Annotated in this window: 24 protein-coding genes and 1 tRNA gene; 18 read left to right on the top strand and 7 right to left on the bottom strand. The window is 67.9% G+C overall.

What is annotated here, in order from left to right; genetic code table 11:
* The first annotated feature begins 2 nt into the window (after nucleotides 1–2).
* The 9 genes from AC3WQA_RS10020 to AC3WQA_RS10060 all read left to right on the top strand — a co-directional run bounded on the left by AC3WQA_RS10020 (nucleotide 3) and on the right by AC3WQA_RS10060 (nucleotide 7,142).
* On the top strand, nucleotides 3–692 hold the full coding sequence (locus tag AC3WQA_RS10020) for a YecA/YgfB family protein (RefSeq protein WP_492674908.1): 690 nt from the start codon (nucleotides 3–5) through the stop codon (nucleotides 690–692).
* Nucleotides 693–720: 28 nt separating this feature from the next.
* The gene (locus AC3WQA_RS10025; protein ID WP_492674909.1) at nucleotides 721–1,467 is read left to right on the top strand and encodes a DUF4336 domain-containing protein; all 747 of its coding nucleotides are present in this window, start codon (nucleotides 721–723) and stop codon (nucleotides 1,465–1,467) included.
* A gap of 98 nt (nucleotides 1,468–1,565) precedes the next feature.
* The gene (locus tag AC3WQA_RS10030; protein ID WP_492674910.1) at nucleotides 1,566–2,399 is read left to right on the top strand and encodes a pirin family protein; all 834 of its coding nucleotides are present in this window, start codon (nucleotides 1,566–1,568) and stop codon (nucleotides 2,397–2,399) included.
* Nucleotides 2,400–2,783: 384 nt separating this feature from the next.
* Nucleotides 2,784–3,224: an SPFH domain-containing protein gene (locus AC3WQA_RS10035; RefSeq protein WP_492674911.1), complete on the top strand. Its 441-nt coding sequence runs from the start codon at nucleotides 2,784–2,786 to the stop codon at nucleotides 3,222–3,224.
* Between the two features lie 83 nt (nucleotides 3,225–3,307).
* Nucleotides 3,308–3,943 carry a 16S rRNA (guanine(527)-N(7))-methyltransferase RsmG gene (rsmG, locus tag AC3WQA_RS10040; protein ID WP_492674912.1) on the top strand — a complete coding sequence of 212 codons (636 nt, stop codon included), beginning with the start codon at nucleotides 3,308–3,310 and terminating at the stop codon, nucleotides 3,941–3,943.
* Between the two features lie 48 nt (nucleotides 3,944–3,991).
* Nucleotides 3,992–4,831, top strand: a complete 840-nt coding sequence (locus AC3WQA_RS10045; protein WP_492674913.1) for a ParA family protein — start codon at nucleotides 3,992–3,994, stop codon at nucleotides 4,829–4,831.
* Nucleotides 4,832–4,834: 3 nt separating this feature from the next.
* Nucleotides 4,835–5,698 (top strand): ParB/RepB/Spo0J family partition protein, encoded by an 864-nt coding sequence (locus AC3WQA_RS10050; protein ID WP_492674914.1) that lies wholly within the window; start codon nucleotides 4,835–4,837, stop codon nucleotides 5,696–5,698.
* A 293-nt stretch (nucleotides 5,699–5,991) separates the two neighbouring features.
* Nucleotides 5,992–6,708: a glycosyltransferase gene (locus tag AC3WQA_RS10055; protein ID WP_492674915.1), complete on the top strand. Its 717-nt coding sequence runs from the start codon at nucleotides 5,992–5,994 to the stop codon at nucleotides 6,706–6,708.
* Nucleotides 6,709–6,773: 65 nt separating this feature from the next.
* Entirely contained in the window at nucleotides 6,774–7,142 is a 369-nt protein-coding gene (locus AC3WQA_RS10060; protein WP_492674916.1) for a DUF488 domain-containing protein, read from the top strand.
* 21 nt (nucleotides 7,143–7,163) lie between these two features.
* Here the strand turns inward: AC3WQA_RS10060 and AC3WQA_RS10065 are convergent, their stop codons facing one another.
* On the bottom strand, nucleotides 7,164–8,099 hold the full coding sequence (locus AC3WQA_RS10065; RefSeq protein ID WP_492674917.1) for a patatin-like phospholipase family protein: 936 nt from the start codon (nucleotides 8,097–8,099) through the stop codon (nucleotides 7,164–7,166).
* A gap of 151 nt (nucleotides 8,100–8,250) precedes the next feature.
* Here AC3WQA_RS10065 and AC3WQA_RS10070 point away from each other — a divergent pair, with 151 nt between their 5' ends.
* The gene (locus tag AC3WQA_RS10070; RefSeq protein ID WP_492674918.1) at nucleotides 8,251–10,020 is read left to right on the top strand and encodes an SLC13 family permease; all 1,770 of its coding nucleotides are present in this window, start codon (nucleotides 8,251–8,253) and stop codon (nucleotides 10,018–10,020) included.
* A 36-nt stretch (nucleotides 10,021–10,056) separates the two neighbouring features.
* Here the strand turns inward: AC3WQA_RS10070 and gnd are convergent, their stop codons facing one another.
* Entirely contained in the window at nucleotides 10,057–10,968 is a 912-nt protein-coding gene (gene gnd, locus AC3WQA_RS10075) for a phosphogluconate dehydrogenase (NAD(+)-dependent, decarboxylating) (protein WP_492674919.1), read from the bottom strand.
* Nucleotides 10,969–11,032: 64 nt separating this feature from the next.
* Nucleotides 11,033–11,929, bottom strand: coding sequence for an LpxL/LpxP family acyltransferase (locus AC3WQA_RS10080; RefSeq protein ID WP_492674920.1), 897 nt, complete (start codon nucleotides 11,927–11,929; stop codon nucleotides 11,033–11,035).
* Nucleotides 11,930–12,011: 82 nt separating this feature from the next.
* Here AC3WQA_RS10080 and dtd point away from each other — a divergent pair, with 82 nt between their 5' ends.
* From dtd to AC3WQA_RS10100, 4 genes are all read left to right on the top strand, one after another.
* Nucleotides 12,012–12,452, top strand: a complete 441-nt coding sequence (gene dtd / locus AC3WQA_RS10085) for a D-aminoacyl-tRNA deacylase (RefSeq protein ID WP_492674921.1) — start codon at nucleotides 12,012–12,014, stop codon at nucleotides 12,450–12,452.
* A gap of 144 nt (nucleotides 12,453–12,596) precedes the next feature.
* On the top strand, nucleotides 12,597–14,471 hold the full coding sequence (gene rpoD, locus AC3WQA_RS10090) for an RNA polymerase sigma factor RpoD (RefSeq protein ID WP_492674922.1): 1,875 nt from the start codon (nucleotides 12,597–12,599) through the stop codon (nucleotides 14,469–14,471).
* A gap of 232 nt (nucleotides 14,472–14,703) precedes the next feature.
* Nucleotides 14,704–15,270 carry a cytochrome b gene (locus AC3WQA_RS10095; RefSeq protein ID WP_492674923.1) on the top strand — a complete coding sequence of 189 codons (567 nt, stop codon included), beginning with the start codon at nucleotides 14,704–14,706 and terminating at the stop codon, nucleotides 15,268–15,270.
* Complete coding sequence (locus AC3WQA_RS10100) at nucleotides 15,267–15,962, top strand: VIT1/CCC1 transporter family protein (protein ID WP_492674924.1); 696 nt, start codon at nucleotides 15,267–15,269, stop codon at nucleotides 15,960–15,962. Before AC3WQA_RS10095 ends, AC3WQA_RS10100 begins: the two co-directional genes overlap by 4 nt.
* A 178-nt stretch (nucleotides 15,963–16,140) precedes the next feature.
* On the opposite strand, the gene AC3WQA_RS10105 is transcribed toward AC3WQA_RS10100, so the two are convergent.
* The 3 genes from AC3WQA_RS10105 to AC3WQA_RS10115 form a co-directional block, all read right to left on the bottom strand.
* Nucleotides 16,141–18,135 carry an SPFH domain-containing protein gene (locus AC3WQA_RS10105; RefSeq protein WP_492674925.1) on the bottom strand — a complete coding sequence of 665 codons (1,995 nt, stop codon included), beginning with the start codon at nucleotides 18,133–18,135 and terminating at the stop codon, nucleotides 16,141–16,143.
* Between the two features lie 287 nt (nucleotides 18,136–18,422).
* Nucleotides 18,423–18,806 carry a DUF2170 family protein gene (locus tag AC3WQA_RS10110; RefSeq protein WP_492676344.1) on the bottom strand — a complete coding sequence of 128 codons (384 nt, stop codon included), beginning with the start codon at nucleotides 18,804–18,806 and terminating at the stop codon, nucleotides 18,423–18,425.
* 12 nt (nucleotides 18,807–18,818) lie between these two features.
* Complete coding sequence (locus AC3WQA_RS10115) at nucleotides 18,819–19,025, bottom strand: hypothetical protein (RefSeq protein WP_492674926.1); 207 nt, start codon at nucleotides 19,023–19,025, stop codon at nucleotides 18,819–18,821.
* A 223-nt stretch (nucleotides 19,026–19,248) separates the two neighbouring features.
* Between AC3WQA_RS10115 and AC3WQA_RS10120 the strand changes: the two genes are divergently transcribed.
* A tRNA-Ile gene (locus AC3WQA_RS10120) sits at nucleotides 19,249–19,324 on the top strand.
* Nucleotides 19,325–19,798: 474 nt separating this feature from the next.
* On the opposite strand, the gene AC3WQA_RS10125 is transcribed toward AC3WQA_RS10120, so the two are convergent.
* Complete coding sequence (locus AC3WQA_RS10125; protein WP_492674927.1) at nucleotides 19,799–20,470, bottom strand: TetR/AcrR family transcriptional regulator; 672 nt, start codon at nucleotides 20,468–20,470, stop codon at nucleotides 19,799–19,801.
* Nucleotides 20,471–20,744: 274 nt separating this feature from the next.
* Here AC3WQA_RS10125 and AC3WQA_RS10130 point away from each other — a divergent pair, with 274 nt between their 5' ends.
* From AC3WQA_RS10130 to AC3WQA_RS10140, 3 genes are all read left to right on the top strand, one after another.
* Nucleotides 20,745–21,638 carry a CE1 family esterase gene (locus AC3WQA_RS10130; protein WP_492674928.1) on the top strand — a complete coding sequence of 298 codons (894 nt, stop codon included), beginning with the start codon at nucleotides 20,745–20,747 and terminating at the stop codon, nucleotides 21,636–21,638.
* A 131-nt stretch (nucleotides 21,639–21,769) separates the two neighbouring features.
* Entirely contained in the window at nucleotides 21,770–22,702 is a 933-nt protein-coding gene (locus tag AC3WQA_RS10135) for an RDD family protein (RefSeq protein WP_492674929.1), read from the top strand.
* A gap of 221 nt (nucleotides 22,703–22,923) precedes the next feature.
* Complete coding sequence (locus AC3WQA_RS10140; protein WP_492674930.1) at nucleotides 22,924–23,199, top strand: hypothetical protein; 276 nt, start codon at nucleotides 22,924–22,926, stop codon at nucleotides 23,197–23,199.
* Nucleotides 23,200–23,207 lie beyond the last annotated feature (8 nt).

A 23,207-nucleotide genomic window follows, 5' to 3' on the forward strand; every position in this document is an offset into this window, starting at 1 on the left:
GCATGACCAACACCCCCGCCGACTGGCCCAGCTCGCTCACCGACGGTGAGCTGGACGAACTGGACCGCTACCTGCGCGCGCATGCCCGCGAGGACAACGACTACCTGCTGCTCGACGGCGTGCACGGCCTGCTCAGTGCGCTGACGGTGGGCCCGCTGCAGGTGCTGCCCGACGAGTGGCTGCCCGAGGTGCTGCACGAGCCGTTCACCGACGAGGCCGAGGGCAACCGCGTGCTGGCGCTGCTGGCCAAGCTCAACGACTCGATCCACGCCGAACTCGACGTGGACGCCTACGAGCCCATCCTGGGCGAGGTGGACACCGAGCACGGCCCGCAACTCTCCGCGGCTGGCTGGTGCGAAGGCTTCAGCCGCGGCATCGATATCGGCGCCGCGCTGTGGGAAGCCCGCCTGGCCGACGACCCCGACCTCATGGAAGTCCTGGGCCCGGTGATGGCGCTGGCGGTGGACGAGGGCGTGCTGAACGCCGACGCCGACTTCGAGCGTCTGAGCGACGAGGAATACGACGACTGCCTCGCCCAGGTGCCCGGCGTACTGCACGCCGTGGGCCGCTACTGGCGGGAAAAGCCCGCGACCGAGGATGAACTGGAAGCACTGGCCAAACACCACGCCGAGGCCTCCGGCCACGACGACGCGCCGCCGCCGCGCCATCGCAGCGGGCACTGGGTGCACTGACGACGCCGCGCGGCGGGGGGAACCACGCTTGGACACCGCGGCGCCGCTCTACGAACCCATCAATATCTTGAAGCCGGTCGCGCCGGGCCTGTGGATCGTCGACGGCCCGATCGTGCGCATGGCCGCGCTGGGCGGCAGTGTGCCGTTTCCCACCCGCATGACCGTGGCACGGCTGGCCGACGGCGGCCTGTGGTGCCACTCGCCGATCGCTCCCGATGCGGCGTTGTTCGCCGCGATCGATGCGCTGGGTCCGGTGCGCCACCTGGTCTCGCCCAACAAGCTGCACTACGCGCACATCGCCGCGTGGAAGCGGCGCTATCCCGCCGCCGTCGCCTGGGCCTCGCCCGGCGTGCGCGAACGCGCGGCGAGCCAGAAGATCGAGGTCGTCTTCGATGCCGATCTCGGCGACCGGCCGGAACCGGCCTGGGCCACCGAGCTCGACCAACTGCATTTTCGCGGCAGCCGCGTGATCGAGGAGGTGGTGTTCCTGCACCGCGCCAGCGCCACCCTGATCCTCGCCGACCTGATCGAGAACTTCGAAGCCGCCAGGCTCGGCATGGCGATGCGCTGGATCGCGCGGCTGGGTGGCGTGCTCGATCCCGACGGCAAGGCGCCGCTGGACATGCGCCTGACCTTCCGCGACCGCGCCACGGCGCGCGCCTGCCTCCAGCGCATCACGGACTGGCAACCGCGACGGATCATCCTCGCCCACGGCCGCTGCTATCTGGACAGTGCCGGGGCGGAGCTGCGCCGCGCGTTCCGCTGGCTGGCCTGAGATCGTCGCGCCGGCAGAACGATCCGTTCCCGCCGTGGCGCTTGGATAACGCACCGCGCGCGCGCATCTTGGCGGCATCACCTCACCGGAGCACCGCCATGAGCGAACGCCGCATCCTCCGCCGCATCCGCGGCATCGACACCGCCGATGGCGCGGGCGTGAAGCTGAAGCGCGTCATCGGCCAGCCCGCGCTGGACATGCTCGACCCGTTCCTGCTGCTGGACGAGTTCCGCTCGGACAGCGCCGACGACTACATCGCCGGTTTCCCCGAGCACCCGCACCGCGGTTTCGAGACGGTCACCTACATGCTGGCCGGCCACATGCAGCACGGCGACAACCACGGCAACCGCGGCGACCTCGTGCCCGGCAGCGTGCAGTGGATGACCGCCGGCCGCGGCATCCTGCACTCGGAAATGCCGCAGCAGGAGAACGGCCTGATGTGGGGCTTCCAGCTGTGGGTGAACCTGCCCGCCAGCGACAAGCTGACCGCGCCGCGCTACCAGGACATCGCCCCCGAACGCATCCCGGTGGTGCAGCCGGCCGACGGCGTGACGGTGAAGGTGATCGCGGGTGAATTCGGCGGCGTCAGCGGGCCGGTGGCCGGCATCACCACCGCGCCGGTGTATCTGGACATCGCGGTGGAGCCGGGCGCGCAAGTGGAGATTCCACTGCCAGAAGGCCACCACGCCTTCGCCTACGTGTTCGACGGCGACGATGCGCAGGTGGCCGGCGACAAGCTGGCGCGCAGCGAGCTGGCGGTGCTGTCGACCGGTGAGCGCGTGCGCATCGGCGGCCGCGAAGCGCCGGCGCGCGTACTGCTGGTCGCGGGCAAGCCGCTGGGCGAATCGGTGGCCCGCTACGGGCCGTTCGTGATGAACACGCCCGAGGAGATCCAGCAGGCCATCGCCGACTTCCGTGCCGGGCGGTTCTGAAGCGTTCGCCGAGCGTCTGTGCATTTTTCAAACGCTCGGCCCGGCCGCGGAGGGCCGGACGCGCCGCTGGGGTATTCCGCAGCGGCAACCCACTTCACCGGCTCCAGGCTTCGGCCTATCCCGCTCGCGGCGGTAGGCGGGGGTGTGCATCCCCACTTCACGCCGGAACCGTGATGCACCGCACGTCTGTCGTGCCGATGCCACCTCAAGCTGCCCCGCCCGGCGCCGATTCCCTGAACGAAGGCGCAAGCCTTCGCGCCGAGGCGCTTGTCAAGCCCCTCGAGCTGGCGTTAAATACCAGTTAACTTCCAATTGTTCAGGCAGCTGCATTCCAAAGCTGCGGAAAGTCACAGAAACGTCACGCAACCCATTGCCGCCAAAGCCATGTCAACCGCACTGATCCTGCTGCTCGCCTTCTCCGCCCTGCTGCTCGCCAGCGCGACGCGTCGCGTGCCGGCGGGACAGGTCTACAGCCTGTATCGCGGCGGCAAACTGGTGCGCGTGCTTGCCGAGGGCACGCATCTGGTGCTGCCCTGGCGCGAACGCGTGGCGCACAAGATCGACCTGAGCGGCCAGATCCTGCGCCTGGATGACCCCAGCGCCCTGCGCGGCACGGTGTACTGGCAGGTGCTCGAACCCGAGCGCGCCGACGCGGTGATCGACGAGGTGAGCGAGCTGATCCGTCGCGGTGCCCAGGCGGCGCTGCGCGACGAACCCGCCGCCAACCGCCACGAGCTGGGCGCGCACGTGAAGCAGGCGCTGAACGGCGCGCTGCGCGAACGCGGCATGATGGTGACCCGGGTGGAGCTGGAAACCGCCGCCTGAGCACTCTCGCCACGTCGTGCCGCCCGAACCCGCCGTCCGGCGGGTTTTTCTATACTGCCCGGCCCGCCTCACCGGAAGTCCGCATGACCGACCGCGCCGCCCTGCAAGCCCGTCTCGAACAGGGCATCGCCGCCATGCGGCTGAGCCTGCCTGCTGGCGCCGCGGCGCGCCTGCTGGACTACCAGGCGCTGCTGGAGCGCTGGAACGCCGCCTACAACCTCACCGCGATCCGCGATCCCGCCGAGATGGTCACCCGCCACCTGCTGGACTCGCTGGCCATCCTGCCGCACGTGACGGGCACCACCCTCGCCGACCTCGGCACCGGCCCCGGCCTGCCCGGCATCGTGCTGGCCATCGCCGCGCCGGAGCGGCAGATCCTGCTGGTGGATTCCAACGGCAAGAAGGTGCGCTTCCTGCGCGAGGCGATCCGCACGCTCAAGCTCGACGGCGTGCGCGCCATGCAGGCCCGCGTGGAAGAGGTCGAGGGCCAGTACGACTGCATCACCGCTCGCGCCTTCGCCAGCCTCGCCGACATGCTTGGCTGGGGCGGTCATCTGCTGGCTCCGCACGGTCGCTGGCTAGCGATGAAGGGCAAGCCGCCCACCGAGGAGCTGCCCGGCGTGCCGGCCGGCTTCGCGGTGGCGTCCATCCACGCGCTCACCGTGCCGGGGCTGGACGCGGAGCGCCACCTGGTGGTGCTCCGTCGGGCCACCGACTGAGCCGGGCCTGCTAATCTAGGCGCCCTTCCGCGCAAACGATCCACCGACATGGCACGCATTCTCGCTGTCGCCAACCAGAAGGGCGGCGTCGGCAAGACCACCACGGCCGTCAACCTTGCGGCGGCGCTGGCCGCGGCGAAGCGCCGCGTGCTGCTCGTCGATCTGGACCCGCAAGGCAACGCCACCATGGCCTCCGGCGTGGACAAGCGCGCCGCGCAGCCCAACGGCTGCGCCGTGCTGCTGGAGGAAGCCACGGTGGCGGAGGCCGCGGTCGCCACCGAGGGCCATTTCGACCTCCTGCCCGGCAACGGCGACCTCACCGCCGCCGAGCTCAAGCTGATGGACGCGCTGGCGCGCGAGCACCGGCTGAAGGAGGTGCTGACCAAGGTTGACGGGCGCTACGACACCATCCTGGTCGATTGCCCGCCCTCGCTGAACCTGCTCACGCTGAACGCGCTCACCGCCGCCGACGGCGTGCTGATCCCGGTGCAGTGCGAATACTTCGCGCTGGAAGGCCTCTCCAGCCTGCTCGAAACCATCAAGGCGGTGCGCCAGCGGCTGAACCCCCGGCTGGAGATCGAAGGCCTGCTGCGCACCATGTACGACGTGCGCAACAACCTCGGCAACGAAGTCTCGGCCCAGCTCACCGAACACTTCGGCGACAAGGTGCTGCGCTCCATCATCCCGCGCAACGTGCGCCTCGCCGAGGCGCCCAGCCACGGCCAGCCCATCCACCTCTACGACCGCAGCTCGCGCGGCGCGATCGCCTACATCGGGCTGGCCGGCGAGATCATCCGCCGCGAGCGCGGCCTGCCGCCGGTGCACCACGAGCTGGACGATGCCGCCGCCGAGCCGGACGAAGCGCTGGACGCCACCCACCAGGACTGACACATGGCTGCAAAGAAACGAGGGCTGGGTCGCGGGCTGGATGCGCTCCTGGGCGGCGACGGCGCCGGTACGCCGGTGCTGGAGCAGGAAGGCGAGCTGCGCACGCTCCCCATCGGCCAGATCCAGGCCGGCAAATACCAGCCGCGTCGCCACTGGAACAACGAGGCGCTGGACGAACTGGCCGCCTCGATCAAGGCGCAGGGCCTGATCCAGCCGGTGGTGGTGCGCGCCATCGGCAAGCACACCTACGAACTCATCGCCGGCGAACGCCGCTGGCGCGCCGCCCAGCGCGCGCAGATGAGCGAGATCCCCGCCCTGGTGAAGGAGGTGCCGGAAGTCGCGGTGCCCGCCATGGCGCTGATCGAGAACATCCAGCGCCAGGATCTCACCCCGCTGGAAGAAGCCGACGCGCTCAAGCGCCTGATCGAGGATTTCGACCTCACCCACCAGCAGGCCGCCGAGGCCGTGGGCCGCTCGCGCGCCGCCGTCTCCAACCTGCTGCGCCTCACCGAGATGCCCGAGGCGATCAAGAAGCTGCTGGACGAGGGCAAGCTGGAGATGGGCCACGCGCGCTGCCTGCTCACCCTGGACGAAGGCATCGCCCTGCAGCTCGCCCGCCAGGCCGTGACGATGGGCTGGAGCGTGCGCGAGCTGGAAGACGCCGCGCGCCGCGCGCAGGCCGCGCCCAAGGGCAAGGCCAGGCATGCACCCGCCGCCGACCCCAACATCGCCGCACTGGAACGTGAGCTGGCCGAGCGCTTCGCCACCCGCGTCGAGCTGGCGCAAGCCCGTGGTGGCCGCGGCAAGCTGGTGATCCACTACCACAGCAACGACGAGCTTGAAGGCATCCTCGGCAAGATCCGCTGATCTGGATATTTCGCGGTGCTGAGGGTGTGATTCCTTCTACCCTCGGGAGACAAATCGGCAGGATTGCCGATTTGCACGGCGGAGCCGCCCGGAGGGTGAAGCACAGGGATGTGCTGAACGAAGGTACCCGACAGGGCGGATGAGGGTGCGGTACGAAGCGCGATGCTCCGCTCCGCCCGAACCCTCGCCCCCAACCCCTCCCCCGAAGGGAGAGGGGGAGGCCTGCGCTCTGCATGCACTAAAATCCGTTCCTGCCGTCGCATCGCGGCACCCGTCTCCGCAAAGGCCCCGCCATGCCTCAGCTTTCCGTCGTCGTTCCCGTCTTCAACGAGCGCGACAACATCCCGCCGCTGCTCGCCGAAATCGCCGCCGCGCTGCGCGGCAAGATCGACTACGAGGTGATCTACGTCGACGACGATTCGTCCGACGACAGTCGCGCCGTGCTCGATGCACAGAAAGCGCAGCACCCCGAGTTGCGTGTGCTGCACCACGTCACCCGCAGCGGGCAGAGCACGGCGGTGTGGAACGGCGTGCGCGCGGCGCGCGGCGCGTGGATCGCCACGCTGGACGGCGACGGCCAGAACGACCCGGCCGACATCCCGAAACTGCTCGCCGCACGCGATGCCGCGGCGGCCGAGGTGAAGCTGTTCGCCGGCTGGCGCACCACGCGCCGCGACAGCTTCAACAAGCGCATCTCCTCGAAGGTCGCCAACGCGGTGCGCTCGCGCATGCTGCGCGACGCCACGCCGGACACCGGCTGTGGCCTCAAGCTGTTCGAGCGCGAGGTGTTCCTGCGCCTGCCCTATTTCGACCACATGCACCGCTACCTGCCGGCGCTGGTGAAGCGCGCCGGTTTCCAGAGCCAGAGCGTGCCGGTGGGCCACCGCCCGCGCACGGCAGGCGTCAGCAAGTACGGCATGCTCGACCGCCTGTGGGTGGGCCTGGCCGACCTGCGCGGCGTGGCCTGGCTGATGCGGCGGGGCAAGGTCACCCGCGTCGAGGAGCGCTGACCCGCGTCACGCCCACCACGACGCGCGAGCGTATGCTGCAACGCATTCCCCACCGGGAGCGTTCCGTGAGCATCACCATCAAGCGTGTCTACGAGCCCGCCGCGAAGGGCGACGGCTACCGCGTGCTGATCGACCGCCTGTGGCCACGCGGGCTGAAGAAGGAAGACGTGCCGCTGGATCTGTGGGCAAAGGAGCTGGCGCCCTCCACCGCGCTGCGGCAGTGGTTCAAGCACGACCCCAGCCTGTGGGAAGGCTTCCGCCAGCGCTACGCGGGCGAGCTGGACAAACTCGCCGAGCATTGGCAGCCGCTGGCCGAGCACGCCGCGAAGCACCACGTCACCCTGCTGTTCGGCGCGCGCGACGAAGAGCACAACAACGCGGTGGTGATGAAAGCCTACCTGGAGAACTGGCTGCGCACGCACGGGCCGCACTGAACGGCCTGCGGCAGCGGCAGCCTACGGTCGCGCCGGTGTCGTCGTCGCGGTCGGCCAGTCGTCCAGCACCTTGCGCGCCTGCTCGCGGCCCAGTTCGATCAGTTCGCGCGCGCGGTAGAACTCGTACACACCGGCCATGTTGCGCGGCAGCTGGATCAGTAAATCCGGCTCGTAGGCGGCCAGGCGCAGGTGCGAAAGGTTGGCCTGCATCATGTCCATCGCGCGGCTGAGCACCTCGAAGGCGCCGGGGTCGCGCGTGGGCTCGGCGTGGTCGCCGTACGACATGAGGCGACCGAGAAAGGCGCCGATGCGCTGGCGATAGCCGGGACTCCCGTCGGGTTCGACCACGCCCGGCGCGGCTTCCACCACGGCGGCGCCATCCAGGCTCACCGCCACGACGTAGTCGACGCACTCGCGGATCAGCGGCGTCACCGGCACCGGATTGAGCAGGGCGCCATCCACCAGTCGGCGACCGTCCACATGGTGCGGCCGGAACACCGTGGGGATGGCGAAGGAGGCGCGGATGGCATCGAGCAGCGACCCGCGCGACAGCCACACCTCGCGCTCGCGGTCGAGGTCGGTGGCCACGGCGGTGTAGCTGATCGGCAACTCCTCGATCTGCGCCTCGCCGATCAGCTCGCGCAACGTGCCGATGATCCTCTCGCCCTTGATGAGGCCGCCGCTGAAGCTCCAGTCCACCAGCTTGAGCACGTCGAGCTTGTCCAGCGAGCACACCCAGTCGCGGTACACCGCGAGCTTGCCCATGGCATGCACGCCGCCGATCAGCGCGCCCATCGAACTGCCGGCGATGGCCTGGATGCGCAGACCACGCGCTTCCAGCTCCTCGATCACGCCGATGTGCGCCAGCCCCTTGGCGCCACCGGCGCCCAGCGCCAACGCCACACTGGGGTGGACCTGCGGAACAGCAACGGCGGTGCCGGTGGAAGTCGTGTTCATGCCCGCATTCTGCCGCGTAACCGCCGCGCGTGTCGCGGGATGCGGCCTGCTCGCGTAGCATGCGGTTTCACATGCCGCATGACGCCGGGGTCGAACCGATGCAGACATTGCGCAGGGCGCACGCCACCATCGTTCACGGGAAAGCCGCCGCATGAGCTGGCAGGCCTGGGCCGTGGTGGCGCTGGTCGCGGTGGCGATGGTGCTGTTCGCCAGCGAAAAGCTGCGCGTGGACCTGGTGGCGCTGCTGCTGCTGGCCGCGCTGGTTTCGCTGGGCATCGTCAGTCCGGTCGAAGCGCTGTCGGGCTTCAGCAACGAGGCCACGGTGACGGTGGCGGCGATGTTCGCGCTCTCCATCGGCATCGAGCGCTCCGGCGCGCTGGAGCCGCTCAGCCGCCTGCTGATGCGCATACGCAGGCCCTGGCTGCTCACCCTGATACTGATGCTGGTGATCGCGCCGCTGGGCGCCTTCATCAAGAACATCGCCCTGGTCGCCACCTTCCTGCCGCTGGCGCTGCGCGTATGCCAGCGCACCGGCACCTCGCCCGCGCGCGTGCTGATGCCGATGGCCTTCGCCGCGCAGATGGGCGGCGTGTGTACCTTGATCGGCACCTCGTCAAACCTGCTCGCCGATTCGCTGGCGCAGAAGGCCGGCCTGCCAGGTTTCGGCGTGTTCGAGTTCACCGCGATGGGCGCGATCCTCGCCGTCGTCGGCATCGCCTACCTGATGCTGGTGGGTCGCTGGCTGCTGCCGCGCCACGTCGACGCCAACGCCGTCGAGGAGGCGAGCATCGGCAAATACGTCACCGAACTGGCGCTGGGCACCAGCTCCCCGCTGGTGGGCAAGCGCATCGACGAAGCCCGGTTGGGCGAGCGCTATGGCGTGTATCCGCTGGAACTCTTGCGCGGCGACCGGCGCATGTGGTCGCCGCGCTCGCAGCAGATGGAGGCCGGCGACGTGCTGCTGGTGCGTGGCGACTGGGCAAAGATCGAGGATTTCGCCCGCCGCGCGCACCTCAGCAACGTGCCGGAGAGCCGCTACGCGCGCGACACACGCCACCCCGGCGTGCTGGCCGAGGTGATGGTGGCGCCGGCCAGCCTCGCCGAAGGGCGGCGGCTGGCCGAGACCGAGCTGGGCCGCCGCGCCGACACGGTGGTGCTGGCCATCCACCGCCGCGGCCAGATGCTGCGCAACACCCTGGCCGACGTCAGCCTCGCGGTGGGCGACGTGCTGCTGGTGCTGGTGGAAGAGCCCGGCATGGCGCAGCTGCGCGGCGACGACGCCTTCATCGTGCTCAGCGAGCGCGACGACGCGCGCCGCCCTTCGTACAAGGCGGTCGTGGCCGCGGCGATCATGGCCGGCGTGGTGCTGGTCTCGGGGCTGCGCTGGCTGCCGATCCCGGTGGCCGCGATCTGCGGCGCGGCGGCGATGGCGCTGGCCGGCTGCTACGGCCGCAAGGACGTCTACGAGGGCATGGACTGGAAGATCATCGTGCTGCTCGGCGCCATCCTGCCGCTGGGCACCGCCATCGAGAACACCGGGCTGTCGCACACCGTGGTGCAGGCCGGCATGCAACTGATCGGCAACCACGGCCCGCTCGCCGCGCTGCTGATGGTCTACCTGCTCACCGCCCTGCTTACCGAGCTGATGGGCCACAACCCCGCGGTGGTGCTGATGGTGGGCATCGCGGTGAGCGTGGCGCACGCGCTGGACGCCAGCCCCAGCCCCTTTGTGGTGGCCGTGGCGTTCGCCGCCGCCACCTCCTTCGCCACCCCGGTGGGTTACCCCACCAACACCATGGTGTACTACGCCGGCGGCTACCGCTTCACCGACTTCATGAAGATGGGCATTCCGCTGATCGCGCTGTTCTGCACGCTGTCGATGTGGCTGATCCCGACGTTCTGGCCGTTTCATCCCGGCTGAACCTCCCAGCCGGGATGACGTTGCTCGGGCAGGTGCCTACTTCGCCTCGTGCTTCACCGCATGCCCGCCGAACTCGTTGCGCATGGCGGACAGCAGCTTGTCGGTGAAGGAGTCGCCATCGCGCGAACGCAGGCGCTCGATCAGCGCGGCGGTGATGATGGGCGCGGGCACGTCGAGGTCGATGGCCTCGGCCACCGTCCAGCGGCCTTCGCCGGAATCGACCACGTAGGGCGCGATGCCGTCCATCGCGGGGTTCTTGCCCAGCGCGTCGGTGGTGAGGTCGAGCAGCCAGGAGCGCACCACGCTGCCATCGCGCCAGATTTCGCCCACCTGGCGCAGGTCGAGGCCGAACTCCTGCTTGTGCTGGAGTATGGCGAAGCCCTCGGCGTAGGCCTGCATCAGGCCGTACTCGATGCCGTTGTGCACCATCTTGGTGAAGTGGCCCGCACCCGCCGGGCCCACGCGGCCCCAGCCCTTGTCCCTGGCCGGCGCCAGCGTCTCGAAGATGGGCCGCAGCGCCTCGACCACGGCGACGTCGCCGCCGATCATCATGCTGTAGCCCTCGGCCAGCCCCCACACGCCGCCGCTGGTGCCGCAGTCCACGTAGCCCAGGCCGTGTTCGGCGTAGCGCGCCGCGCGGCGCTGGCTGTCCTTGTAGTTGGAGTTGCCGCCGTCGATCACGGTGTCGCCCCGGGCCAGCAGCGGCAGCAGGGCATCGACGGTGTCGTCGGTGATCTTTCCGGCCGGCACCATCAGCCAGATCACGCGCGGCGCGGGCAGCGCCGCCACCAGCGCGGGCAGGCTGTCGACACCGGCAATGCCCTTGCCGTGGGCCGCCGCGCGCGCCTCGGCGCTGGGGTCGCAGCCGGTCACCCGGTGGCCGCCGCGCACCAGCCGCTCCGCCATGTTGGCGCCCATCTTGCCCAGCCCGACCATGCCCAGATTCATCGCGTTGCTCCGTGATTGAGTTGCGTCAGCCGCGCACGATATACCCGTCGCCGTGCGAGCGATGTCATGCCGGCCGGCCTTCGTCGTAGGGGCTGGACAAACCGTTGGCTGACCAGCGCTTGTACTGCCATTGGTACTGCGCGAAGGCCAGCGCCACGCAGTTTTCCACGCCGCGATTGAGCGCGGCGCAGGCGCTGCCGAGATCGGCGTCGGCGAGCCCGTCCGGCGCCGGCAGCAGGTGGATGCGATAGCCCGCGCCGCGCGGCAGGCGTTCGGCGAAGGCATACAGCACGGTGGCGCCGGTGCGCGCGGCCAGCCGTGGCAACAGCACCATGGTGAGCGCATCGCGGCCGAAGAAGGGCACGATCTCGCCCTCGCCGGCGCGTGGCTTCTGGTCGGGCAGGATGCCCACCGTGCCACCGGCGGCGAGGCGCTTGTACAGCGTGCGCACGCCCGCGCCCTCGGCGCGCACCTGCTCGGGCGCGAGCTGGCCGCGCACCTTGCGCAGCAGGCCTTCCAGCGCGGCGATGCGCGGCGGGCGATAGAGAATGGCCATCGGCGTCTTGCGGCACAGCCAGTAATTCAGCAGTTCCCAGCAGCCCAGGTGCGGCGCGGCGATGATGACGCCCTTGCCCGCCGCCAGCGCGGCATCGAACAGCGCCTCGCCGCGCACCTCGCGCACCAGCGCCAGCGCACGCTCGGCGCCGCCGCCCCAGATCTTCACGATCTCGGTGGCCGACTTGCCGCTCTCCGCCATCGCCTCGCGCAGCAAGGCGGCGCGTGCGGCGGCATCCAGTCCGGGCCGGGCGATGGCGAGATTCACCGCCACATGGTGCGCGGTGGCGCCGCCTCGCCACAGGGCGAGGCGGCCCAACAGCACGCCCGCGCCCTGCAAAGCGCGCAGCGGCAGCAGGGCGAGCAGGCGCAGCAGAAGATAGACGAGGATCATGTCGGCACGCATCGGCGAAGTGTACGGGATGCCCGCGCTTCCACCGGCGCGAACGCGCGCTTATGCTGCGCATTCCGCCGCCCGCCCCGTCGCCATGATCGCCCTGATCCAGCGTGTGCTCCGTGCCCAAGTCGAGGTTGCCGGCGCCACCGTGGGCGCGATCGACGCCGGCCTGCTCGCCCTGGTGGCGATCGAACCGCACGACGGCGAGCGCGAGGCGCAGCGTCTGCTGCAGCGCCTGCTGGGCTACCGCGTGTTCGCCGACGAAGCCGGCAAGATGAACCGTTCGCTAACCGATGTCGGCGGCGGCCTGCTGCTGGTTAGCCAATTCACCCTGGCGGCCGATACCCATAGCGGGATGCGGCCCAGCTTCACCAGCGCGGCGCCGCCCGAGCACGGCCGACGCTGGTTCGAGCGTCTGCTGGAACTCGCGCGCGCCGCGCATCCGACGGTGGAAACCGGACGTTTCGGCGCCCACATGGTGGTGAGCCTGGTCAACGACGGGCCGGTGACCTTTCGGCTCGACACTGGCTGAACGTGCACCAGCGGATGGCGCGCAAACCCGCGATCTGGCGCGATTTTTGCGTTACCACGGTCAAGCTCCCTCAACTTGAAAACTGGGCAAAAAAGCAGCACATCGCTATAATGTCCGGTTCTTGAACCCTGCGGCGGTCGGTGAATGAACAGCAAAGTCCACGAGCAACAGTCCGAAATCAAGGCGCTGATCGCCAAGGGCCTGGAACAGGGTTACCTCACTTACGCCGAAATCAACGACCACCTGCCCGACGACATCGTCGACGCCGACCAGATCGAAGACATCATGGCGGTGCTCAAGGGCGTCGGCATCGAGGTGCACGACGCGGCGCCCGATTCCGACCCGTTGGCCGACAATGCGCCCGCCGCCAGTGGCGACGACGAGGCCGCCGCCGAAGAGGCCGTCGCGCTGCTCTCCGCGGTGGACGCCGAGGTGGGCCGCACCACCGATCCGGTGCGCATGTACATGCGCGAGATGGGCACGGTGGAGCTGCTCACCCGCGAAGGCGAAATCGCCATCGCCAAACGCATCGAAGAAGGCCTCGCGCAGGTGCAGACCGCACTGGCCAGCTTCCCGCTGACCATCGAACTGCTGCTGGAGGAATACGACCAGCACCTGGACGGCAAGCGCCGCCTCAGCGAGATCCTCGCCGGCTTCCTCGACCTGGAAGCCGCCGCCGACGCCGCCCGCATCGAAGCCGAGGAGGCCGCCGCCGCCGCTGCCGCCAACGGCGACGACGAGGACGCCACCGACGAGGACGAAGACGAAAGCGCCGAGGAAGAGGAAGAAGCCGGCTCCAGCGGCCCCGACCCGGAAGAGGTCAAGCGCCGCATGGAGCTGCTGCGCGACTACTACGCCAAGTTCCAGAAGGCCGCGCCCAAGGCGGTCGGCATCACCGACAAGAAAATCGTCAAGATCCGCGACCAGATGGCCGAGGAGTTCCTGAAGCTCAAGCTGCCGTCCGCACTGATCGACGGTTTCGTGCGCAAGCTGCGCGAAGTGGTGGGCGACATCCGCCATCACGAGCGCGCGCTGATGGACATTTTCGTCAAGCACGTGAAGATGCCCAAGGCCGAATTCCTGAAGGCCTTCCCCAGCAACGAGGGCAACCTCGAATGGGCCGCCGAGCTGTCGCGCAAGCGTCAGAAATGGTCGCCGCACGTGAAGGAACACCGCGAAGCCATCGACGCCGAGCAGGAGAAGCTCGCCGCGATCGAACGCAAGCTGTTCCTGCCGCTCACCGACATCAAGGACATCAATCGTGCCATGGCCAGTGGCGAAGCCAAGGCTCGCCGCGCCAAGAAGGAAATGGTCGAGGCCAACCTGCGCCTGGTCATCTCCATCGCCAAGAAGTACACCAACCGCGGCTTGCAGTTCCTCGACCTGATCCAGGAAGGCAACATCGGCCTGATGAAGGCGGTGGACAAGTTCGAGTACCGCCGCGGCTACAAGTTCTCCACCTACGCGACGTGGTGGATTCGCCAGGCGATCACCCGCTCGATCGCCGACCAGGCGCGCACCATCCGCATCCCGGTGCACATGATCGAGACGATCAACAAGCTCAACCGCATTTCCCGCCAGATGCTCCAGCAGTACGGCCGCGAGGCCACGCCGGAGGAGCTGGCCAAGGAAATGGAGATGCCCGAGGACAAGATCCGCAAGGTGCTGAAGATCGCCAAGGAGCCGATCTCGATGGAAACCCCGATCGGCGACGACGAGGATTCCCACCTGGGTGACTTCATCGAGGACGGCAACGCCAGCTCGCCGATCGAATCGGCGACGGAAACCGGCCTGATGGAAACCGTGCGCGACGTGCTCGCCGGCTTGACGCCGCGCGAGGCCAAGGTGCTGCGCATGCGCTTCGGCATCGACATGAATACCGATCACACGCTGGAAGAAGTCGGCAAGCAGTTCGACGTCACCCGCGAGCGCATCCGCCAGATCGAAGCCAAGGCGCTGCGCAAGCTGCGCCACCCTTCGCGCTCCGAGCAACTGCGCTCCTTCCTCGACGTGGATTGATTCCGCGGCATGTAAAGCCGGGCAACGACGACGGCCGCGCAAGCGGCCGTCGTCGCATGCAGCGGCCGGGACAGTCGGGGCATGGCGCCGGCGGCTCAGAAATGCCACAGTTTCAGCCGCTAGCATGCGCGTCGGATTCGGCCCTGTGCCCGTCGCCGGATCGGACAGTCCACGCATGCCCCGGGGTACTGCCGGGTTCCCCGCTACAGCAAGCCAAGGAACACCCAAGCCCATGACGCCGTCGCCATCCACCGTTGCCGCACGATCCACGGCGGCCCGCTACGACCGCACCACGATCGTCCTGCACTGGTTCACCGCGCTGCTGGTGCTCGTGCTTTTCGCGCTGGCCATGCTCTGGGACTTCCTGCCCCACGATGCGCGCAAGCAGATGGAATCCCTGCACATCTCGCTGGGCATCGTGCTCGCCGCGGTGCTGCTGCTGCGGCTGGCGTGGCGCGCCACGCGCGGCAGGCGGCTGCCACTTGCCGTCGAAGGGCTGCAGGGCAAGGCGGCCAAGGCGATGCACTACCTGCTCTACCTGCTGCTGGTGGCGCAGGTGGCGCTGGGTCTCGTCTGGCGCTGGGCGCAGGCCGAGACGTTCCAGTTCTTCGGCCTGTTCCCGTTGCGTTTCGCCACGGTCAGGGATGGCCCGCTGGCGCACACCCTCGGCGAACTGCACGACATCACCGGCTGGACCATCGTGGTGCTGGCCGGCCTTCATGCCGCGGTGGCGCTGATCCACCACTACGTCCTCAAGGACGCTGTGCTGCAGCGCATGCTGGGCGGCAGCGAACCATGAGCCGCCTGCATTCGGAATCACACCGGGCGGGCCGGGCGGGCTGGCTGCGCGCGGCGGTGCTGGGCGCCAACGACGGCATCATTTCCACCGCCAGCCTGATCCTCGGCATGGCATCCGCCGCATCGGGCAAGCACGCGGTGCTGCTCGCCGGCCTGGCGGGCTGGATCGCCGGCGCCATGTCGATGGCGGCGGGCGAGTACGTGTCGGTGAGCTCGCAATCGGACACCGAGCACGCCGACCTGGCGCGCGAGCGCCGCGAGCTGGCGGAAGACCCGGAGTCGGAAGCAAGGGAGCTGGCCCAGATCTACGTGACGCGCGGATTGACCAGGGAACTGGCGCGCCAGGTGGCGGAACAGCTCATGGCCCACGACGCCCTCAGCGCCCATGCGCGCGACGAGCTGGGCATTTCCGAGTTCACGACCGCACGTCCGGTGCAGGCCGCGCTGACCTCGGCCGCAACCTTCTCCGTCGGCGCCGCCACGCCGCTGCTGCTGGTGCTGGCGGCACCGGAATCCCGGCTGGTGCCGGTGGTGGCGACGGGCTCGATCCTGTGCCTCGCCCTGCTTGGCGTGGCCGGCGCCAGAACCGGCGGCGCCAAGGCAATGAAACCGGCGCTGCGCGTCGTTCTGTGGGGCGTGCTGGCGATGGCGCTGACCGCGGGCATCGGCGCGCTGGCCGGAACGATCATGTAGGAGTCGCCGGCCAAGGCCGCGCGAAGCCAACATGCGGCTCGCGCTGCGCCGCCCGAACCGGGCGGCGCAGCGGCTTTCCTTACTCGACGTCGATCAGCGCTGCCCGGGGTCGCCCCGCCCGGAGGCGGGGCGCGCCACTCTTCTGGGCGGGGCATGGCACCTCCCGTTCGCCGCGCGCTCAGACGCCCGCCACGGCGGTCGCATCGCTTGGCTTGACGGTGGCATCGGCCAGTCCCGCATCCGCGTGCTCGGCCAGCAGCGAACTGGCGAGCTGGATCAGCGAACCCAGGCCCTGCCCGCCTTCGCCGCCCAACGCGATCTTCGGCACGATGGCGATCTGGCCGTCGCGGATCGCCTCGGCGAACTGTGAGCCCAGCGTGTTGATCAACTGCAGCCGCGCGCCTTCGCCGGTGAGCGCCTGCGACTTGGCCTGGATCGCCGCCGCTTCCGCCTTGCCGACCGCGGCGATCGCCGAGGCCTTGCCGTCGCCTTCGGCGGTGAGCCGGCGGCGCTCGGCATCGGCGTTGATGCCAATGACCTCGGCGTGCTTGTTGGCCTCCACCACGGCGGCCTCGCCCACGTTCTTCTTGATCGCGATCTGGATCGACGAGTTGGTCAGCTCCGCCTGGATCTCGGTGGTGGCGCGCGCTTCGCGCAGCGAACGCTCCTTCAGCGCCGACTGTTCCTGCAGCTCGTAGGTAGCCACTTGCTCGATCGCCACCTGGCGGTCGCGCAGCTGGTTGAGGATGGTGTCGATGCGCGCGCCCGAGGCGTTGCCGGCGCTGCCGTGCGGCGTGCCGATCAGCACCTCCTGCAGCTCCAGGTTGTAGGCGGCGAAGCGCTCCTTCATCTCGGTGCCGGCCTGCATCTGGATCGCCGCGCGATCCTGGATCAGCTGGATCAGCGTCTTGGTCTGGCCGATGTTCTTGAAATACGCGCTGACCATCGGATCCAGCGTCTGGTCGACCAGCCGCTTGATGTCGCCGAAGCGTTGCACCACCAGCGGCGCCTTGCGGTAGTCAATGTGCACCACCACCGACAGCGGCAGCAGCGGCTCGAACGCGTCCTTGGTGATCAGCGAAACTTCGGTGAGGTTCTCGTCGAACTTGTGCAGGTTGGTCACCTCCGGCGTCCACTTGAGGATGAAGTTGGTGGTCGGCACCAGCTGGATCTTGCCGGCGTAGGTGTTGAACGCGTACTTGCCGGGCAGCAGCGGCTCCTTCCACACGCCGCGACAGTCGTTGTCGACCAGCTCGCCGTGCGAGTAGCCCTCGCCGGATCGATCCGCACCGGCTCTGCCGATGTAGGACACGACCACGCCCACCGAACCCACCGGCACCACGGTCTTGGGAATGAAATCCACCGTGGCGAACAGGCGGTTGATGTAATACGTGCCCTCCACCAGTACCTGGTGCTGCCGGCCGCGATTGCCGCCGGCGCGCAGGAACGCGTCGATGTTCTGGAAGTTGTTGTGGAAGGTGGCGACGTTGGCTGGATCCTGGCCCACGCGCGGCGCCACGATCTCGTCCGGCGGCAGCACCGGGCCGTCGTGCACGGTGACCACGCCGAGCATGTCCTGGGTGGTGTCTTCGGTGGCGCCGCGCGCCTGGCCGCTGACGATCACCACCGGCGAGAATCCGCCGCGCTGATTCAATACCGCGCCCATCCTGGCGATGGTGTCGGCCTCCTCGTGCGACAGCAGCAGACCGTGCACGCGGTTGGCGGTGATGATGGCGAACTGCGCGAGGTTAAGCGCATAGGTGCCCTCGCGCAGGATCGTGCGCTGCGGGCCCTTCTGGCCGCCGCCGCGCAGGAACGCCGCCACGTCGACGATGCCGCCGTCCACGCTGCGGCCCAGCGCCTGGCCATCGACCAGATCCTTGCCGTCGCGGGCGAACACGTAGCCGATCTCACCCTGCGGGATGGTGACCAGATCCTCCTTGTGCACGCGGTACTGGAACGGGAAGAAGTAGTGCAGGCCGCCGCGCAGCACCTGCGGCTGGAAGCCCACCTCGCCCTTCAGGGCGATCAAGCCTTCCGAGAGCGAAGGCGCGCCCCACAACCGCTCGACGATGCCGACGCGGTCGTTGGGGATGTAGACGATGGCGTTGGAGGCATACACCAGCAGCACCAGCACGATGACGGCAACCGCCGTCGCTATGAGCCAGGTCATGGTTGCAAATCCTTTTCTTGGGTGATGCCCGGCGCGTTGCCGGGTCAGGATGGAGGGGCGTGGCGCCGCCGCTGTTCGCTCGCCGAAGCGGTTTCGCCCGCGCCCTGGTCGACGACGGACGCATGCCAGCCGCCGCGACGGCCAAGCCGCCGGCGCATGCGTTCGTCAGGGAAATGAAATGGCCGGCTACCCCGTGCCGTGCGCCGGCGGGCAAGGGCACCGCTTGCCGTTCACGGCATCGCAGGCCAGGGGGCGTTCGGGAGTGGAGCGAAGCATGGCAACGCGCCTCAGCGGATCAGTGCGGACAGCGCGTTCAGCGTTTCCACCGCGTTGCGGCCCAACACGTCGAGCTCCTCGACAATGTTGGCCAGCGGCGAGTGCGCCGAAAGCTGGCCGAACAGGATGTAGTCATTGCCGACCAGCCCCACGTTCGACAGTGGCAACGTCGGCCCAAGACGAAGGCAGGCTTGGTTGAAGCGCGCCGGCTGCTTCACCGCGCCCTTCTCGCAAAGCACCGTCGTCACGAAAATTTCCTCGTCGCTCACGGCGAGCCGCACCGCCTGACCGCCGTACTGCGACAGCGCCAGCGTGACCATTGGCGGCACACCTTCAAAACGGATGTCGGCCAGCGCGTCCTGCCGCGCGGCGTCGGCCTTGAGCGCCTCGAACAGACGCGGCGCGGTTCACTTCTCGTGCGCGCGCGAAAAGTCCATGCCCGCGATCAGCCGCTCGGTGCGCTCGCCGCGGCAATGGCGCAGGAACGTCCGCACCATCGCCTGCTCGTCCCCCGTCATATAGATGCGGGGAATCGTCATGCCCATCGTGCCCATCCGCTCGCGAAAGGCTTTCTGCCGTTTCGCGCCCGGGCTGAGATGCCTGTTGCTGGTCATGGCTCGGTGTTTCCCTGCATCGCATGGTTAGGCGTAACGTTACGCGTAACTATATGCCAGAGCGTTGATGCCGGCAAGCAGAGCCGCAACAGGAGAATGCCGGAGCGCCCCCAGCGAAGTCGTACGCCCCGGCGCAGCGGGTCGCCGTGCGCCCATCCGCATGGCGGATGGCGCACGCTCCCGCTACCATGCATGACCGCCACGCAACGGGCGGCACCCTCACGGGCCTATAGCTCAACGGTTAGAGCAGGGGACTCATAATCCCTTGGTTCCAGGTTCGAATCCTGGTGGGCCCACCAGACGGCCCTCCGCGGATCAGCCGCGTTGCGCAAACGAATAGAGTCTGCGCGTTTGCGCCATCCTCGCTCGCCAAAGGCAAAATCCGGGGAATGTCGTGCGATGACGACAGCCGCTCGTCGGACGGCGATCGGCAGGCTCTCATCCTGGTGAGCGCGGCCAGAAATGCGCCCGCCCATATCAAGAACCGGGCTCGTTCGCCTGACGTCGTCATGGTGATGGAACCTCATCCAAATGAACCTGGAGATCAGCCTCCATCGGAGTCGTCGCATGGCTTGCGACGGCTACGGCATTCAGGCGGCACGCGATTGACGCCAGGGCATCGCCTAGGCGTGTGGGTCTGCGGCCAAATCATGCTTTACGGTCGCGGCCAATTTATGGTTCAACGCACACATGCGGCTTTCCAGCCGATAAGTGGGCCGGTTTTGGATCGGCCTCGACACGCCGTTGCATAACACGGGCCTGCAGCACTCGCGTCATAGGCGTAGGCGCAAAAATCCAACGATCATCGCGACCAGGGCATCCTCAAAGGCAGGCTGCTTGAGCAGGCGCGGATCCTTGGCCAAGGCAGCGCGCAGGACGCCAGCAATCGCTCGCGTGAGCACGAACGCGTCAGTATCGGACAAGGCTCGGGAGTGCCGTGTGTCGGAGCCGATGGTCAGCATGGCCGCGAGTTGTGCCAAGGGTCGATTCAGCACCTCCCGGTGCCCTGCTTGAAGGGCCAGGTCGGCCATAACGCGGCGCGCCCGGTGTCGACCGTCGAATACGTTGAGGATGATGCGCACCACCTTGCGAACACGTTCGAGCTGTTCGTCGGCATCGTTGGCGGACGAGCCGGGGGCCGCGACATCGTGACGGCGCATCGCCTGGCGGATCAGGCCGATGCGCCGCTCACGCTCATAGTGTGAGAGTGCCGCCAGGATGGCCTGCTTGTTGGCAAAGTATTGGTAGATGGTGCCAACGCTGAAGCCTGAGCGTTCAGCCAGCCGATTGGTGTTGAAGCGCTCCAGTCCATCCTCCTCAAGCACCTGGACTGCGGTCTCCAATATGAGCAATCGCGTCCTCTGGGCCCGCTCCTGCACCGGGGTACGCCTTGCAACTGATTGTTTTTCCTGACTTGTTCTGGTCACGAACGGCGTACCCAACATGAGCATATTTCATGAGCATTGCTCATAAAATATGCAGCGACAAGTGCGGGAGCGAAGCCGTGCGATAGACCATCAAGGGCTCAGGATGTACGCCCTCGCGCACTCCGTCCCGGCAGAACACGGCCTGCCTGCCGCATCTGGTCGACTCTGCGCGAAACACGGCTACCTGCGTGACCAGCCGTAATCAGCGGTGGGGTCGGCCTCGGGCCGAATAGCCGCTCACACCCAGAGAGTTCACCCCATGCGACTTGCAAAGTGGTGTTGCCGTGCCTGCGTGGCGCTCCTGCCGGCCTTGTCGTTGGCCGCGCCGATAGGCGCCCACGCGGCAACCATCGATCCGCTGCACAGTGCCGTCATCGATGGAAGAACGCGCGAATGGCGGATACACCTGCCGCCACACTACAGCCAGGGTGAAGCCGTGCCACTGGTCGTCGCGTTTCACGGGCACGGCAGTTCGCCGGCACGTATGGCGCGCATGACCGGCCTGGACACGGTTGCCGATCGGCTGAACTTCATCGTCGTGTACGCGAAAGGCGTTGACCGCTCGTGGGCCGCCGGCGTGAATTCGCCGGCCGACCGTGCCGGCGTGAATGACGTGGCATTCGCACGCGCACTGCTGCGCCTGCTGGAGCAGCGCTACAGCATCGACACCGGCCACATCGTGTTCACGGGTTTTTCGAACGGCGCGCATCTCATCCAGCTGCTTGGTTGCCGAATGTCGGCACGCATCGACGCGATCGTGCCGGTGAGTGGTGCGCCCGCAACATCGCTGCAATCGGATTGCCACCCAGCGCGGCCGCTGACGGTGGTGGCATTCCACGGCACCGGCGATCCCATCGACCCCTACATGGGCGGGCACATCCATCTGCCGGGCGGTGGTGCCGTCCTGCCTGTTCCGGCGACGCTTGCGGATTGGGCGAAATGGGATGGTTGCGCGCCCACGCCCAGCGCGGCGCGCGAACAAGGAAAGGGCGTGGTTCGTCTCGACCGCACGGACTGGACAGGCTGTCGCGAAGGTGTCCATGTGACGTTGTATCGGATCGGCGGCGGCGGGCACACGTGGCCGGGCGGCCCGCAATACTTGCCGCGCCTCCTGATCGGTCGCGCAACGCACGTCATCAAGGCCAGCGATGTCATCGCGGCGATTGCAACGGGGCGCTGGCATTGATGCGCAACATGCATGCGAAGGCCACTGGCGGGCGGATGCCAGGCATTTCAGAAACCACCCCGGATTTTTAGAACCCGCCGGCGACGGCCAGCATCATCCGTCCCAACCCGGCAAAACGAAGGAATGAATCCATGCAGCAGTGGTCCGTGACATTGTTTGACGAGCTGAAACCAGACGCGGATGCGATAACCGCATGGCAACGCGTGGCACAAGTCCTGGAACGCGACCCGGCAACATTCGAGCGCGACGTACGAAAACGTTTGCCGATGACCGGTCGCTGCACGGATGAGGATGCAGCGATGACGCTCTGGCAGGCGCTGGACGCTTGCGGTGCCAAAGCACTTTTGTTGCCGGATGACGGCCAGGGTCTGAGGGTTCGGCTGAATGGCACAGAACACGGGCCGGTCAGCGTCGAGTTCGCGCGCCATCAGTTGGGATGTGGTGCCTGGGATGGCCAGACCGAAGCCTCCCCTGGAAGCCAGAACGTATGGCGGCCTCTGCGTAGCGTCCTGCAAAGGAATGGCGACGCTGATGAAGAGCCTGCCGCCGCAACCCTTGCGGCCAACACACGCAGGGCGGCCGCCTCCGGACAACCACGGTTGCTGTGCGAGCTGCCATCCAACAGCGAAATGGTCGGCCTGCACGCAGGCTTTTGGCGCCGCGTGGCCGCCTTCCTTGTTGACAGCCTGATTGTCATTTTCCCGCTGGTGCTGCTGGAAAAGCACGTGTTTGGATGGCATCTTCCCGCCGATAACAGGCGCATGAACATGTTCCTGATCGTGCCAATGTGGTTGTATTGGGCGGGTTTCGAATCTTCAAGTTGGCAGGCTACGCCGGGCAAGTTGGTGTTGGGCGTCAGCGTGGTCGATATGCGTGGAACACGCATCGGCTTTCTGCGTGCCACTGGGCGCTTCTTCAGCAAATTTCTGTCCACGCTGATCCTTTACGTCGGATACGTGATGGTCGGCTGGACGGCACGAAAACAGGGCTTGCACGACTTGATCGTGAGTACCTGCGTGGTGCAAAAGCGGGAACTGAATGCCATCGCCGGTGCGGGAGAGTGAGCGCCACTGCCCGCAGCCCAACCCTGACCCGTGACCACCGACGACCTCGGTGACACGGCGTCGGAGGGCACGCCTTCACGGCCGGCCACCCTTGGCCGGACTTCGTATAAAAAACACGCCGCCTCGGCGTCCCTTGCCTCAGAGCCTGTGAGTATTTTCGCTTCCTGCGGAAATACTCATCGGCGCGTCCGGCGCATCAGGCCGAGCACCCGCTACTGGACGTGTCGCTCTTCCACCTCGCTGTGGCGATCGTCAGCGGCCACGAAGCCATCGCGCTGGCCTTGCCGGCGGAGCACATCCCGTGCGCCAGCCACCTGTCGCCACCGCAGCTCGCGCAACGCTTGCTGGCGCTGGCGGCGCGCCTCAAGCCCAAACCTCTGGCCAGCAGCAAACGTGCCCCAAAACCGAAGGTGCCCAAGGGCTATGTGGACGGCAGTACCACCCGCGCGCATGTCACGACGGCGCGTGTGCCCAAAGCACGGAAGGTGACACCTTGAAAGGGGCG

This window comes from Rhodanobacter sp. FW106-PBR-R2A-2-24 (assembly GCF_058789615.1).